The sequence below is a fragment of the Mesorhizobium metallidurans STM 2683 genome (genome assembly GCF_000350085.1).
Taxonomy (GTDB): domain Bacteria; phylum Pseudomonadota; class Alphaproteobacteria; order Rhizobiales; family Rhizobiaceae; genus Mesorhizobium; species Mesorhizobium metallidurans.
Genome location: NZ_CAUM01000125.1, coordinates 1 through 13,999 on the forward strand (window position 1 = coordinate 1; position 13,999 = coordinate 13,999).

The window sequence follows — 13,999 nt, forward strand, 5'->3', positions numbered from 1 at the left end:
GGTCTCTCCCCTGCGTACACTGTAGCTGACTCGGTCAACAGGTCTGAGGGCACCACTCTTGGCGAAGAGATCCACGCTGAGATCTCTTACCTCAAGAACTTTATTCGTGCTCATGTCGCAATCCGCTTATTCGGATCTTCGCTTGATGCTCGTTCCCATGACGCAGCGACAAGCCGGCCGCGCCGCAAAACTGAGCGTCGCAACTCGCGCGGCACACGGTTCAGTGCAATCGCTTCGCCCAGCAAGTTGAAGCTGACGACGACTCCTGTGATCGCAAAGCCCGGAAGCAGAACCATCCACGGATTGAGATCCAGGTACGGCAACGCATCAACGAGCATCTGCCCCCACTCCGGTGTGGGCGGTTGTATGCCCAGTCCGAGAAACGAAAGAGTCGCAATTGATAGTGCGATCCCTCCTGCGTCCGCTGAAACATAGACCAGCACCATTCCTAGCGTTGATGGAAGCAGATGGCGGAAATAGATCCGCAGCGGGCTGGCCCCAAGCACGCGGAGTGCTTCTATATGCGGCAGGTTCAATATCCCTATGGCCACGCCGCGGGCGACGCGAGTGGAACCTGCCCAGAACGCCAGGATCAGCGCCAGCACCATGTTCCAGTAGCCGATTCCGAGCACGCCGATGACTGCGAGAGCTATGATGAGCGAGGGAAGCGCCATGAACAGTTCCACGAAGCGCATCAGTATCTCTTCGGTCCGACCTTTGACGAAGCCGGCGAAAGTACCCAGTGTGACTCCGATGAGGAGCTTGAAGGTCACGATAATGGTCATGGCGACGACTGTTGTTCGAGCCGATACAATCAAGCGCGAGAACACATCGCGGCCGACATGGTCTGTGCCCAGCCAATGATCGGCTGACGGACCGGCGAAGCGGGCAGTAAGGTCCTGAAAGTTGGGATCGTGGGGCACCAGCCACGGACCGAATGCTCCCAGAAAGAGAAACAAACCCACCCCGATCAGCGCGGCCTTTGGAAAGCTGCTGAACGCTTCTCCAATGGAATGCAAAAGGCGCTTCATGCCACCTGCCTCCGCAGCTTCGGGTCCGCCGCAATCATCAGCAAGTCGGCCACCAGGTTCACCAGCGAAACATACAGTACAAACGTCAGGAGACAGGCCTGCATGACCATGAAATCTCTGGTGCGAACCCCTGATACAAAGAGCTCGCCAATGCCGTGCAGGGCGAAAAGCGGTTCGACGATGATCGCGCCGATAGTCATCGAGCCGATCATGTTACCCAGCGCGCTAACATATGCGGGAACTGCATTGGGCAGCGCATCGCGAAGCATGATATGCAGGACCGGGAACCCCTTCGCACGCGCCGTCAGGGCATAAGGCCGTGTCATTGCCTCGGAAATGCCGATCCGGAGCACACGAGAAAGTACCGCGGCGGAAGGCGCGGCCATCGCGATTGACGGCAGTATCCAACTCAAAATGGAGCTGTCGCCAAACGAGGGTAGCCACCGCAAATTCACGGCGAAAATCAGGATCAGAACTGCGCCCCCGAAAAATACTGGGGTTGACGCCCCCAACAAAGCCAGGACCCGTACGATGTGGTCGGGGAACCGCCCCGGCCACGCCGCTCCGATCAATCCCATTGCGGCCGACAACACTATCGTCACGATGCTGCCCCCGAGAATGAGCTTCATCGTGGTCGGAATTCTGTTTCTGATGGCCTCGCCAACATCCTCGCCAGTGATATAGGCGACGCCGAAATCGCCTTGAACGACGCCTTGCAGCCAGTGCCAATAGCGAACAGGAACAGGATCGTTGAGCCCGAGTTCCTGCGCGACCTGGTCTACCATAGCCTTGGATGCGCCCGGAAAGCGCAGCTCGGCGATGAGCTGCGCGACGTTTCCCGGGGCAGCCACGACGAGTCCGAAACACAACACTGACGCCATCAGCAGCAGCAGTGCTGAGTTTCGCAATCGGCGCCTCAGATAAGTAAACATGAGTAGGCCGCCCTCCCGGAACTAAGACTTCAACACGATGCCTCGGTAGGGGAATTCTGTATCGGTGGGAGGGACCTTGAAACCTTCGACGCGACTCGAAGCCGCCCAATATATCGGCGGGTAGAGGACCGGCGAATACAGGACTTCTTCACGAAGCTTGTCGTAGAAGACCTGCAGCGCTGCCAACTGCGCCTCTTCTCCCACCGCTTCAGTAGCAGCCACGATAAGTGGATCCAGGCTTGGATCGAGCGCGACCTTGCCATCGGACCCGCTTTCAATCGTGGATAGGAACAGAAGCGTCACCGAGCCGAATGGATCATAGGGAGCGCCATAGGTCTGTAAGATCGCGATGTCATATTCGCGCTTAGGAATCTTGGAATGACGGGACGCATGGTCGAACGAACGTACCGTGACCTCTATGCCTATTTCACCAAGCTGCTGCTGAAGAATTTCACCGAACACCTTGGAGCCGGCGATAAAGTCGTCTGAAACCAGAAGCTCCACGGACAAGGTCTTGCCGCTCTTCGAGCGGTATGGCGCACCGGTCCAACCTGCGTTCTCGAGCAGTTGCTTCGCTTTCTCGACGTCGCGAACGGATGCGTCATGCCTCGTGCCCGACAATGGCACAGTGGGACCTAGAAGATCACCAGCCGGAGCGGCGTCGCCATTGAAGAGCACAGCCGATACGGCCGTGCGGTCGTAGCCAACATCAATCGCCTGTCGTACGGCCTTTTCCGCAAGCGCGGCGTTCCTTTGGGTATTGAAGGAAAGCACCATCGTCATCGAGCCCTGCGCGGTGAGGACGTTGATTCCCGCCCGCCGCAAGGTGTCCGCCTCCTGCGAGGTCAGTGCGGCCGCTCCGCCGCCGACAATGTCCAGTTCATCGGAACGCATGGCATTAACACGGGAACGAGAATCCGGCATAACGGCGATCTCGATCCCGGAAAAAGATGGCTTATCTCCCCAATACTTGCCGTTGCGAATGAAAGAACTGCCAGACGCCGAGTTTTCTTGAACGATCCACGGGCCGGTTCCAACCGGTGCCTTGAGGGTTCCGTCCTCGTTGACGGAAATGGGCGACAGGAAACGTACAGGCCGGACATAGCTCAGTTCATACATGAGGCCCGGCACGGGCTGCGTAAACTTGATCTCGATCGTGTATTCGTCGATCTTCCGGACATCCGAGAAATACTTGGAGGCGTTGATCCAGGAATTGTCGGCAACACCCATCCAGAGTTTCAGGTTCCAGATGGCCGAATCCGCGTTGAACGGGTGCCCGTCGGTAAAGCTTACATTCTTCCGCAAGTTCAACGTCAATCGAGTGTCATTGTCGGAAAAGCTCCAGGATTCTGCGAGGCTCGGTGCCGGAACGCCTCCTGCTCCGTATCTGATCAAAGGCTCATAAATGAGGTCTTGCAGTTGGAACTGAGCGACGTAGTCACGCGCGTCCAGATTGGCGGACGCTTTGGCCACCGCGACGCGTAAGGTTCCGCTCTGGTTGTCCGCCATGGCGGACCTGATCATGCCGTCAAACCCGAACAGGACCGGTGCAGCCGCAAAAGCTTTTAGAATGCTGCGACGTGTAATTGTCATTGAGCTTTCTCCTGTCGCCCTTTCCCCAATTTGCCGTGCGAGCCGGACGAGCTATCTTCGCGCGGTTCCGACCTCTCCTTCTGCCGGAATACTTGGGTGAGTCGCCGAAAGGAGCGGTTGCCGAGACAGTTTTCCGCAGACGCTTTCAAAACTGCACGCACCACCTCTTTTCATTTCGGCATGGCCGGTATCCACTCCACCTGTCACCCGCAATTTGAAGGAAGTTGACATGGCGCAGGTCATGCCGTCTAATATTTTTATCAGCGCGAACTATTCCCGATAGTTATAGTGTTATAGGCGTCCGGGATCGGGTCCTGGTTGCGATGACCTGGGCATAACCTCGCATGCCGCAGAGATGATTGGCGTTCGCAGCCCGCCCGCTCTCACGAGGAAACGCGCGGGCAAATGGCAGATCGCTGCCCATTGGAACGTCGACTGCAGATAGATTGCGGGGCCGTCACCCTCATAGTCAGCGTGCTATGCCCAAGGGCAACCAGACGCTGACCTGCTGCCCGTTATTCAGCATGTCAATGACCGTGGAATCGGGACCCTGTTTTTTCGCGCAAAAGGTTGGACGAAAATCACCCCTCAAACGGGATCCTCATTCCATGAAAAATCACAATCTATCGAAGGGATATACCGCGAGAGTGTAACACCTGCCCGCTTCTTAAGCCCTTGTTCGACGACCCCACGGGTTGAACTGCCTTGGAAGGGCCGCGCGATGGAAGCCTAGCCGCCCCTTATGACGAGTTCGCCGCGACCTGCCCGTCATGCCGCCTTTGGGGTCGCCGCGCGATAGCGCCCATAGGCTACCTTCACGAGGAGCCCCTCGTCGCACATGCGGGACAGATAGCAGCGGGAGACCCCTATTGCGGTCAGTTCGGCCGTCCGGACCTCACTGCGTTGGCCAGCCAAAGCGACGGCACGCTCTCTCAACGTCGGCCTCGGCCCGCCGGCAAGGCGAAGGGCTTCAGCGCGATCCCGGTCGCGCTTACGCATCTTCGATAGCCGTGGCGTGTTCCGGTGTAGTATGATGGTGAGTTCGTAGTTCGCTTCTTCGTCGACCCCGGGGAGCCACTTCAAAATCAAGCTCTTGGATAGCTGGCACTCGAGCGGCCAAGCCCTGCTCCGGCAAACATTGGCACAAACCCTGGCCTGGTTCGTTTCGTTGACCGCTTTGAACCACAACGATTTCCCGACGGCTTGCGACAACCTGCCGGGACCAGGCGATGCATAAATGGCCAGCCTCGCCAGCGAAACGAGATTGCTCGCATTGGGGCAGATGCGAATTGGATTTGCTTGGTGATCCGGCATCCATAGGGCAAACTCCCTGCCGGGCTTCAGGAGGAGAGATGAAAGCACGCACCGCCACGGTCGGCGATCTGGAAGACGTTTTTCGTGATCTGTCGAAGCGCATGTCCGACGAGTATGTCGCGGCCGGCAAGGATCCCAAGATCGCCTACGACGATCTGATGATGAATCTCAAGGAAGGTCGCGCCCACGCGCTTGTTCAGAATGACAGGACCGTCGCGATCATCGCCTGGCATGAGCATAGCGACGCAGCGGTTACATTGTTCGCCGCGCGAGAGGATTTCTTCAACGCCGCGACCGTTCGCTTCTGCAAGCGTCACATTCGCCAGATCCAGGCGCTTGCCGGCAACCTGCCCGTTCACTCAACCAGTTGGCTCCGGGGACCTGACGTCGCAAGATGGTTCCGAATAATCGGCTATGTCGAGCGAGAGCCGGTGGGCGGCGCCAGCCTGTTTGAACTGTCGCCGGCAACGTCCGAAGGGCGGATCGGCCAACGCGAGGCAGGCGACGAAGGGAACAATGTTTCGGCTCATCGACGCACCGGGTGATCCCGCCACCTTCCGCGATCACGCAATACCCTGTCTTGCGGCATTTGCTACCTTGCTTCCCGTGCGGATCGAATTTTCCGCTTGGCCGGTGCCCATCAGGCAACCTACCCCAACGCCCCCCACAGTGGCACCGGCCACCTTTCCAGCATGGTGATCGCCCCCACGCGATGTTCGTGCCCAATGCAACCTCACGAACGAACGCGCGTTAGCAAGGTTGTCCTGTTCTGGGGAGAGGTCATCATGGGAAATTACTCGAAACTGATCGGCTCAATCGTTGGCGGCGTGATAGGCTGGCTCGGCTCGAAATATGCGTTGCCGCCCGATTTGACGTCGCCGGAAGTCCAGACTGGGGCCACGCTCATCCTCAGCGCGGTGGCGACGTACCTGTTCCCGGCAAACACCGCGAGCACATCGCCGGCAACCGAACGGCAAGCGAATACGACCTCCCAGCAGCAGTGAACGCTCGTCCCTAACGGGGCGATTCCAACCGGGAACCACTTTTATCCCGCTGCCTCGATGTCTTTGCCGGGAAGCGTCTGCTCGACCAGATTGACGTAGTAGCGCAACACGGTCGGCACGATCTCGTCGTTGAAGACGTAGCGATCGCCATGCAGGCCCTCGCCGGGGCCGACATCGCCGACGCCGATCCAGGCGTAGCAGCCGCTTGCCTCGCGGACCATGAAGGCGAAGTCCTCGCAGCCGAGGCTGGGGCTGAACTCGGTCGAGACGTTCTCCCTGCCGACGGTGGCGGCAGCCGCCTCGACGGCGCGGGCCGTCGCAGCCGCCGTGTTGATTAGCGGCGGATAACCCTTTTTGTAGTCGAGTGCGGCGTTGAGCGAATGGGCCGCGGCGATGCCCCGGGCGATCTCGCCGATCAGCCGCTCGCAGTGATCGGAATGGCCAAGCTCGAAAAAGCGGCAGGTGCCTTGCAGACAGACCTTGCCCGGCACGATGTTGCCGACATTGCCGCCATGGATCTGTGTGAGGCTGACGACAAGCGCACTTTGCGGATCGACCGAGCGGCTGACGATGCGCTGGACGGCCTGGACAAAGGCGCCGGCGGCCAGGATCGGATCGTCGCCCAGCTGCGGCATGGCGGCGTGCGCGCCGAGACCTTCGAAGGTCAGTTCGAAAGTGTCGACGGCCGCCATCTGCGGTCCGACGCGCGCGGCGATCGTCCCCAGCCTGAGGCCCGGCCAATTGTGCACGGCATACATCGCCTCGACCGGGAAACGCTTGAAGAACCCTTCCCCTATCATGCGCATGCTGCCGCCTTCGTTTTCCTCGGCCGGCTGGAAGACGAAGCACACGGTGCCGTCGAAGGCGCGCGATTGGCTGAGCAGCCTGGCGGCGCCGAGCAGCATGGCGGTGTGGCCGTCATGGCCGCAGGCATGCATCACGCCCGGATTCCTGGAGGCATAAGGCAGGCCTGTCTTCTCCACGACCGGAAGCGCGTCCAGCTCGGAGCGAAGACCGATGGCGCGAGCACCAGTGCCGCTGCGCAGGACACCGACAACCCCGGTGCCGCCGATCCCCTCATGCACCTCGTCGAAACCGAAGGCGCGCAGTTTCTCAGTGACGAAGCGTGCCGTTTCGTGCTCGTTGAACCCGAGTTCCGGATTGGCATGGATATGGTGCCGCCATTCGATGACCTCTGGCGTCAGCGCGGCGATCGGGTCATTGTGCAGCATGATATTCTCCTTCCATGACGGCGGTCACGGCCCGCTCCTTGGCATCGCCCTGGAATAGACGGGCCGGACAAGGAGCGTCTTGAACCGGATTGACCGCAGGACGAAAGACGTGCACGCGACCGAAACCAGCAGATATTGGCGCCATCCCTGCTTCCCCGACCTTGGCCTGTTCAAGGCGCGTTTCACGCGGCATCGCTACGAGTTGCACACGCACCCGACCTATGTGATCGCCCTGATCACGGCTGGCTGCGAGCGCATCCGCATCGGGCGCCGCCATGTCATCGCCCCGGCAGGCACCATCGCCATCGTCAATCCCGAGGAGTGGCATGACGGGGAACAAGGCGCGGATGAAGGCTGGGCCTACCGGACCTTTTATCCCTCCGTGCCGCTGATGGCGGAGTTCGCCGGCGAGCTGGGCCGGGATCGCGCCCCGGTCTTCTCGCGTGAAATCATCGACGACCATCATCTCGCCTCGGCGCTGGCGGCGGCGCATGAAGGCTCGACATCCCAGGACGCGATGAAAGCCGAGGCGTCCCTGCTCGCCGCGTTGGGGCGTCTGATCGTTCGGCATGGCGACTGGAACGGGCAGGCCGAGGAGGTCGAAAACGCGGGATCGCGGCGGCGATTCCCTGTCTACGAGGAAATGATCGAAAGCAGGCTTGGCTCGCCGCTCGATCTCCAGCGGCTTGCCGACGCCGCGGGCGTCACCCGGTTCCAGGTCATACGGGATTTCAAGAAGACGATTGGCCTGACACCCGCGGCCTATATCCGCGACCGCAGATTGCGCCGCGCCCGCCTCTTGATCGAAGATGGACTCGGCCTCGCCGATGCCGCGCTTGCGGCGGGTTTCGCCGATCAGAGCCATCTCACCCGCACCTTCCGCGCCGCGCACGGCATGTCGCCAGGCATGTTCCGCGGAGCCGGCTGAGCTAAACGGGACCTACTTGCGCGTGGATGTTTGTCGCGCGATGGTGTCACGAGGCTTGGGAGGAACCATGCGAAACATACTGGCATCAATGACGCTGCTGCTCGCGGTAGCGCTGTTTGCAGACACCGCTCAGGCGCTGGACAGCAGCGGGATGCCGGTGGTCGTGACGCCGCTTGCCTCACGCACGGAGACGGCGTCCGGCCAGCCGATAGTGCTGCCGCAGAAGAACGTCGAGGTCCTGGTTTCAACCTATGACATCGCGGCGGGCGCGACCTTGCCGGTCCACGAGCACCCCTTCCCCCGCTACGCCTATGTCCAGGCCGGAACGCTTCAGGTCACCAATGTCGAGACCGGCAAGAGCAACGCCTACAAATCTGGCGATTTCATCCTGGAGATGATCGGCCAATGGCACCAGGCCACCAATATCGGAACCGATCCGGTCAAGTTGCTGGTGATCGACCAGGTTGAACAGGGCGCCAAGAACACGGTGTTGCGCCAGTAACCGGCACTTCTATTTCCAAGTTCCGCTTAGGACAGAAAACGGATGGAATCGCCTTGTGCTTCCATCAGCTTCACGGCCTTCTTATCGAAGGAAATGAAAGTATCCGCGCCAAGCCAGCTTCCCTCATAGGCTATCACGCCATCGGCAAAGTCGCCCCCCGCCTCCAGCAATGCCAAGCCGGCATCTGCCGCGGGTCGGTTCAAGACGACGTTCGCACTGTTCATCAGCCGTCGGATGGTTTCGGCGATTTCCACGGCAGGGACCTTGTAGCCTTGCGATAACACCCAGACCAATTCGCAGAGCGCCGGCAGCGCCAATGCAACCATATCCGCATTGGCCAACTCCGTCTGGGCGACTTTGCTTTGCCGCTCGTCGTCGCCCGTGATAGCCCGAACGAGCACGTTGGTGTCGGGCGTGATCTTCACCGCTTGCCGGTCCAGCCTTGTGCGGCGACCGCGTTCATTTCCTCGATCGACAAGGATGGGCCACCCTCCCGCTTCAGGAAGTCGAAAACATCCGAAATCTTTCCAGCCGGCCGCGCGGCTTTCACCTCGACTCGGCCATCGGGAAGCTTGTCCACGATAATTTTCTCACCTGGATGAACACCCAGATGCTTCAGGATATCCTTGCGCAGCGTGACCTGCCCTTTGGCGGTAACAGTAAGCGTGCTCATGGCGCGGCCCTCCTGTTGAAGTTCTCTACGTAAGGTAAAAAGGCCTTACCATCAAGGGCGTCACAGCCCGTTGGATAGCAGCAGCGACGATAGGGAGCGCCTTGAGCCAACGGTTCCGGCTTTCGCGGCGACGGAGCCGATGCTAGGGCTGCGCGATCTCTGGCCATCAATGGAACGCCCCGTGACCGACATCGAACGCCCTCGCCTGCCACTGATCGAGATCTGCGTCGAAGGCATAGACGGACTGCTCGCCGCGCAAGCAGCCGGCGCCGACCGGGTCGAATTGTGCGCCAGCCTGGTCGAGGGCGGCATCACGCCAAGCCTTGGCACAGTACGCGCGGCCCTCGAACTGGCGACGATCCCGTTTCATGTCATCGTGCGGCCGCGTGGCGGCGACTTTCTCTACAGCGACACCGAATACCGTTCGATGCTTGCCGATGTGAGCACGCTCCGCGAGCTCGGCGTGGCCGGTGTCGTCGTCGGCTGCCTGAATGCCGACGGCACCATCGACGAAAGGCGCATAAGCGAACTGGTGCAGGCCGCCGGGCCCTTGAATGTCACCTGCCATCGCGCCTTCGACATGACGCGCGATCCGGCCGAGGCACTGGAAGCGCTGATCCGCTGCAAGATCGGCCGCGTGCTGACCAGCGGCCAGCGCGACACGGCGCTGGAAGGAGCGGAGTTGCTGGCGGATCTCGTGCGGCAGGCCGGCGACCGCATCGTCATTCTCGGCTGCGGCGCGCTTAGTCCCGACAACATTGCCGAGGTGCTGGGAAGCACCGGGCTGGCGGAAATGCATTTCGCCGCACTCAAGGACGTGCCGAGCGCCATGCGCTACCGCAACGCCAGAGTCGGCATGGGCGGCGCCGACCTGGATCGCGAGTACCGCACCACCGTCACCGACGGAGCGCTGGTGGCCGCGACGATCGCGGCGGTTCGAGCGTGATGACGAATACGCCCTCGCCGATTGCCAGGGTTTCGCCTCAGGATGAACCCGCCATCCTCACCCTCAACAACGAGCACGCGGCCGAACTGTCATGGCTCGAAGCCGGGCGGCTGTCCTTCCTGCTCGGCGAGGCATTTTATGCGCGCCGCATTGGCGCGATCGAGGCCTTCATCATGACCTTCGACCAGGACGCCGACTACGACAGTCCTAATTTCCTGTGGATCCGCGAGCGCTACAAGCGCTTCGTCTATGTCGACCGCGTCGTCGTCGCCGGCCACGCACGCGGCCGCGGCCACGCCCGCCGGCTCTATGAGGATCTGTTCGGCCATGTTTCGCGCGCCGGCCAGACCATCGTCACCTGCGAGGTCAATGCCGAACCGCCCAATCCGGCCTCGGACGCCTTTCACGCGGCGCTCGGCTTTGTCGAGGTCGGCGACGCGGTTATCCACGGCGGCAAGAAGGCCGTGCGCTACTACGCCAGGCAGATCGCCAGCTGACACGCCAGCGATCTTGGTTGGCGTCATGCGTTGGCGGCGGCCACAGCGCGCTTGGCCATCACCGCGATCAGATTGGCGCGATAGTCGGCCGAGGCGTGGATGTCGCTCATCAGATTCTTCGCCGGCACTTTCATGCCGTCGAGCGCCGAAGCCGCAAAATTCCTGGCCAGCGCTGCCTCGATTTCCTTCGAGCGGAAGACGCCGTCGTCTCCGGCCCCGGTGACGGCGACCCTGACGCCGTCCTTGCCCTTGGCCACGAACACGCCGACGATCGCATAGCGCGAGGCGGGGTTGCGGAACTTTTCATAGGCAGCCTTGGCCGGCGCGGTGAGGCTCACCGCGGTCACGATTTCACCATCCTTCAACGCCGTCTCGAACAGGCCGTTGAAGAATTTGTCGGCGGCGATCTCGCGCTTGTTGGTGACGATGGTGGCGTCGAGCGCAAGCAGTGCCGCCGGATAGTCGGCCGCCGGATCGTTGTTGGCGATCGAGCCGCCGAGCGTGCCCTTGTGGCGCACCGCCGGGTCGCCGATCAGCGACGCCAGATAGGCAAGCGCCGGACAAGCCTTCTTCAGCTTCTCGTCGCTGGCGACTTCATAGTGCGTGGTGCCGGCGCCGATTGTGATGGTCTTGCCCGACACCTTGACGCCTTGCAGTTCCTTGATCCGCGACAGGTCGACGAGGTCGGAGGGGGCGGCCAGCCGCGTCTTCATCGCGGGGATCAGCGTCATGCCGCCCGACAACAGCTTCGCATCGCCGCTCTTGATCATCTTGGCGGCCTCAGTGACCGAGGCGGCACGGTGATAGTTGACTGAGTACATGGGATTCTCCCCTAAAGTGGCGGTGAATAGTGAATGGCAAATGGTGAATGGCCAGGCTGGCGTCGCGTTCGCGTAGCGCCTTTCTATTCACCATTCACCATTCACCCCTTTTTCAGTGCTTCGTCGCCCGGATCGCCGCCCAGACCGTGGACGGCGATGCCGGCATCGCGATATCGGTGACGCCGATGGCGTCGGTAATGGCGTTGATCACCGCTGGCGGCGAGCCGATGGCGCCGGCCTCGCCGCAACCCTTGATGCCGAGCGGATTGCCCGGGCATGGCGTGTTCGAGGTCGAGACCTTGAACGACGGCAGGTCGCTTGCGCGCGGCATGGTGTAGTCCATGTAGCTCGCCGTCAGCAGCTGGCCGCCGGCATCGTAGAAGGCGCCTTCCAGCAGCGCCTGGCCGATGCCCTGCGCGATGCCGCCATGCACCTGGCCCTCGACGATCATCGGGTTGATGATGTTGCCGAAATCGTCGGCGGCGACGAACTGGATGATCTCGGTCATGCCGGTTTCCGGATCGATCTCGACCTCGCAGACATAGCAGCCGGCCGGAAAGGTGAAGTTCGACGGATCGTAGAACGCCGTCTCCTTCAGCCCTGGCTCCATGCCGCCGGGCAGATTGTGGGCGGTGTAGGCGGCGAGCGCCATCTGGAACCACGGCACTTGTCTGTCCGTGCCTGCCACCTTCAGCGCGCCATTGTCGATGACGATGTCGCCCTCGTCGGCCTCGAGCAGATGGGCGGCGATCTTCTTGGCCTTGGCCTCGACCTTGTCGAGCGCCTTGGCGACGGCCGACATGCCGACGGCGCCGGAGCGCGAGCCGTAGGTGCCCATGCCCATCTGCACCTTGTCGGTGTCGCCATGGACGATCGAGACACTGTCTATCGGCACGCCGAAACGCTGGTTGACCAGTTGCGCGAAGGTCGTCTCATGGCCCTGGCCATGGCTGTGCGAACCGGTCAGCACCTCGATCGTGCCGACGGCGTTGACGCGCACTTCGGCACTTTCCCAAAGGCCGACACCCGCTCCAAGACTGCCCACCGCCGCCGACGGCGCAAGGCCGCAGGCCTCGATGTAATTGCTCATTCCGATGCCGCGCAGCCTGCCTCTATTGGCGGCAGCCGCCTTGCGCGCGGCAAAGCCGGCATAGTCCGAAGCCGCCATCGCCGCGTCGAGCGAGGCAGCATAGTTGCCGGCGTCATAGTTCATGATGACCGGCGTCTGGTGTGGGAAGGATGTGATGAAGTTCTTTCGCCGAAGCTCGGCTGGCGACACGCCCAGTTCGCGGGCGGCAGTCTCCATCGTGCGTTCGAGCAGATAGGTGGCCTCCGGCCGCCCTGCCCCGCGATAGGCGTCGACCGGCGCGGTGTTGGTGTAGACGGCGCGCACATTGGCGTGAATGGCCGGAATATCGTACTGGCCCGACAGCAGTGTCGCGTAGAGATAGGTCGGCACGCAGGACGAGAAGAGTGACATGTAGGCGCCGAGATTGGCAATCGTGTCGACCTTCAGTCCGGTGATCCTGTTGTTCTTGTCGAAGGCCATTTCCACCGTCGAGACGTGGTCACGGCCATGCGCGTCGGTGAGAAAACTCTCGGTGCGGTCGGCCACCCATTTGACCGGCACGCCGGTCTTCTTCGAGGCCCACAGGCAGACGATCTCTTCGGGATAGATGTAGATCTTCGAGCCGAAGCCGCCACCTACATCCGGCGCGATGACGCGCAGCTTGTTTTCCGGCGCGACATTATAGAAGGCGCTCATCACCAGGCGCGCCAAATGCGGGTTCTGCGAAGTCGTCCAGCAGGTGTAGTGGTCCTCGGCCTTGTCGTAATAACCAAGAGCCGCACGCGGCTCCATGGCGTTGGGCACCAGCCGGTTGTTGACGATCTTCATGCGGGTGACGTGGGCCGCGGCCTTGATCGCCGCGTTGGTCGCCGTGCTGTCGCCGAGCTCCCAGTCGAAAATCAGATTGCTGTCGGCTTCCGGATGGATCTGTGGCGCACTCCTTTCGAGCGCCTTCGGCGCATCGACGACTGCCTTCAATTCCTTGTAGGTGATGTCGACCGCTTCGGCCGCGTCGCGCGCCTGGCCCTTGGTTTCGGCGACCACGACGACCACCGCGTCGCCGACATAGCGAACCTTGTCGAAGGCCAGCGGCGACCACGCCCCCATCTTCATCGGCGAGCCATCCTTGGAATGGATCATCCAGCCGCAGATGAGATTGCCGATGCCGTCGGCCTTGAGCTCCTTGCCGGTCAGCACGCCGATGACGCCGGGCATGCCTTGCGCCTTTTTGACGTCTATCTTCTTGATCTGCGCGTGCGCGTACGGGCTGCGCACGAAGGCCGCATGCTTCATGCCTGGAACCACCATGTCGTCGACATAACGGCCGGCGCCGGTGATGAACCTCTTGTCTTCCTTGCGCGCCACCCGAGCGCCAACGCCTTCAATGCCCATCGCAGAAATTCCTCCCGGTGAATGGTGAATGGTGAATAGTGAATAGTGAATAGTGAATGGCGAGC

At 61.4% G+C, this 13,999-nt stretch carries 14 protein-coding genes; 6 read left to right on the forward strand and 8 right to left on the reverse strand.

Annotated elements, in window-relative coordinates; genetic code table 11:
• Window positions 1–110: 110 nt before the first annotated feature.
• The 3 genes from MESS2_RS20370 to MESS2_RS20380 are packed head-to-tail and all read right to left on the reverse strand — an operon-like array spanning window position 111 to window position 3,556.
• On the reverse strand, window positions 111–1,031 hold the full coding sequence (locus tag MESS2_RS20370) for an ABC transporter permease (RefSeq protein ID WP_008876329.1): 921 nt from the start codon (window positions 1,029–1,031) through the stop codon (window positions 111–113).
• The gene (locus tag MESS2_RS20375) at window positions 1,028–1,963 is read right to left on the reverse strand and encodes an ABC transporter permease (protein ID WP_008876330.1); all 936 of its coding nucleotides are present in this window, start codon (window positions 1,961–1,963) and stop codon (window positions 1,028–1,030) included. Before MESS2_RS20375 ends, MESS2_RS20370 begins: the two co-directional genes overlap by 4 nt.
• A gap of 21 nt (window positions 1,964–1,984) precedes the next feature.
• A complete protein-coding gene (locus MESS2_RS20380; RefSeq protein ID WP_008876331.1) occupies window positions 1,985–3,556 on the reverse strand; it encodes an ABC transporter substrate-binding protein in 1,572 nt (523 codons plus the stop codon).
• Window positions 3,557–4,908: 1,352 nt separating this feature from the next.
• On the opposite strand from MESS2_RS20380, the gene MESS2_RS20390 reads away from it, so the two are divergent.
• Window positions 4,909–5,415 (forward strand): hypothetical protein, encoded by a 507-nt coding sequence (locus MESS2_RS20390; protein ID WP_008876334.1) that lies wholly within the window; start codon window positions 4,909–4,911, stop codon window positions 5,413–5,415.
• Between the two features lie 180 nt (window positions 5,416–5,595).
• Window positions 5,596–5,874 (forward strand): hypothetical protein, encoded by a 279-nt coding sequence (locus tag MESS2_RS20395; protein ID WP_244440039.1) that lies wholly within the window; start codon window positions 5,596–5,598, stop codon window positions 5,872–5,874.
• Window positions 5,875–5,915: 41 nt separating this feature from the next.
• On the opposite strand, the gene MESS2_RS20400 is transcribed toward MESS2_RS20395, so the two are convergent.
• Window positions 5,916–7,106, reverse strand: a complete 1,191-nt coding sequence (locus MESS2_RS20400; protein WP_008876336.1) for an amidohydrolase — start codon at window positions 7,104–7,106, stop codon at window positions 5,916–5,918.
• A 109-nt stretch (window positions 7,107–7,215) separates the two neighbouring features.
• Here MESS2_RS20400 and MESS2_RS20405 point away from each other — a divergent pair, with 109 nt between their 5' ends.
• Window positions 7,216–8,034, forward strand: coding sequence for an AraC family ligand binding domain-containing protein (locus MESS2_RS20405; protein WP_008876337.1), 819 nt, complete (start codon window positions 7,216–7,218; stop codon window positions 8,032–8,034).
• Window positions 8,035–8,101: 67 nt separating this feature from the next.
• Window positions 8,102–8,536 (forward strand): cupin domain-containing protein, encoded by a 435-nt coding sequence (locus MESS2_RS20410; protein WP_008876338.1) that lies wholly within the window; start codon window positions 8,102–8,104, stop codon window positions 8,534–8,536.
• A gap of 26 nt (window positions 8,537–8,562) precedes the next feature.
• On the opposite strand, the gene MESS2_RS20415 is transcribed toward MESS2_RS20410, so the two are convergent.
• Complete coding sequence (locus tag MESS2_RS20415; RefSeq protein WP_008876339.1) at window positions 8,563–8,961, reverse strand: type II toxin-antitoxin system VapC family toxin; 399 nt, start codon at window positions 8,959–8,961, stop codon at window positions 8,563–8,565.
• The gene (locus tag MESS2_RS20420) at window positions 8,958–9,209 is read right to left on the reverse strand and encodes an AbrB/MazE/SpoVT family DNA-binding domain-containing protein (RefSeq protein WP_008876340.1); all 252 of its coding nucleotides are present in this window, start codon (window positions 9,207–9,209) and stop codon (window positions 8,958–8,960) included. Before MESS2_RS20420 ends, MESS2_RS20415 begins: the two co-directional genes overlap by 4 nt.
• A 169-nt stretch (window positions 9,210–9,378) precedes the next feature.
• Between MESS2_RS20420 and MESS2_RS20425 the strand changes: the two genes are divergently transcribed.
• Window positions 9,379–10,155 carry a copper homeostasis protein CutC gene (locus MESS2_RS20425; RefSeq protein ID WP_051069132.1) on the forward strand — a complete coding sequence of 259 codons (777 nt, stop codon included), beginning with the start codon at window positions 9,379–9,381 and terminating at the stop codon, window positions 10,153–10,155.
• Entirely contained in the window at window positions 10,155–10,652 is a 498-nt protein-coding gene (locus tag MESS2_RS20430; RefSeq protein WP_008876342.1) for a GNAT family N-acetyltransferase, read from the forward strand. The genes MESS2_RS20425 and MESS2_RS20430 overlap by 1 nt, the downstream gene beginning before the upstream one ends.
• 23 nt (window positions 10,653–10,675) lie before the next feature.
• On the opposite strand, the gene MESS2_RS20435 is transcribed toward MESS2_RS20430, so the two are convergent.
• Both MESS2_RS20435 and MESS2_RS20440 read right to left on the reverse strand, forming a co-directional pair.
• Complete coding sequence (locus tag MESS2_RS20435) at window positions 10,676–11,473, reverse strand: FAD binding domain-containing protein (protein WP_008876343.1); 798 nt, start codon at window positions 11,471–11,473, stop codon at window positions 10,676–10,678.
• 112 nt (window positions 11,474–11,585) lie between these two features.
• Entirely contained in the window at window positions 11,586–13,934 is a 2,349-nt protein-coding gene (locus MESS2_RS20440) for a xanthine dehydrogenase family protein molybdopterin-binding subunit (protein ID WP_008876344.1), read from the reverse strand.
• Window positions 13,935–13,999: the final 65 nt, after the last annotated feature.

Coding starts and splice junctions, on each gene's coding strand:
- MESS2_RS20430 (WP_008876342.1), top strand. CDS start 10,155: ATGACGAATACGCCCTCGCCGATTGCCAGGGTTTCGCCTCAGGATGAA.
- MESS2_RS20380 (WP_008876331.1), bottom strand. CDS start 3,556: ATGACAATTACACGTCGCAGCATTCTAAAAGCTTTTGCGGCTGCACCG.
- MESS2_RS20400 (WP_008876336.1), bottom strand. CDS start 7,106: ATGCTGCACAATGACCCGATCGCCGCGCTGACGCCAGAGGTCATCGAA.
- MESS2_RS20390 (WP_008876334.1), top strand. CDS start 4,909: ATGAAAGCACGCACCGCCACGGTCGGCGATCTGGAAGACGTTTTTCGT.
- MESS2_RS20395 (WP_244440039.1), top strand. CDS start 5,596: ATGCAACCTCACGAACGAACGCGCGTTAGCAAGGTTGTCCTGTTCTGG.
- MESS2_RS20425 (WP_051069132.1), top strand. CDS start 9,379: ATGGAACGCCCCGTGACCGACATCGAACGCCCTCGCCTGCCACTGATC.
- MESS2_RS20370 (WP_008876329.1), bottom strand. CDS start 1,031: ATGAAGCGCCTTTTGCATTCCATTGGAGAAGCGTTCAGCAGCTTTCCA.
- MESS2_RS20440 (WP_008876344.1), bottom strand. CDS start 13,934: ATGGGCATTGAAGGCGTTGGCGCTCGGGTGGCGCGCAAGGAAGACAAG.
- MESS2_RS20420 (WP_008876340.1), bottom strand. CDS start 9,209: ATGAGCACGCTTACTGTTACCGCCAAAGGGCAGGTCACGCTGCGCAAG.
- MESS2_RS20375 (WP_008876330.1), bottom strand. CDS start 1,963: ATGTTTACTTATCTGAGGCGCCGATTGCGAAACTCAGCACTGCTGCTG.
- MESS2_RS20410 (WP_008876338.1), top strand. CDS start 8,102: ATGCGAAACATACTGGCATCAATGACGCTGCTGCTCGCGGTAGCGCTG.
- MESS2_RS20435 (WP_008876343.1), bottom strand. CDS start 11,473: ATGTACTCAGTCAACTATCACCGTGCCGCCTCGGTCACTGAGGCCGCC.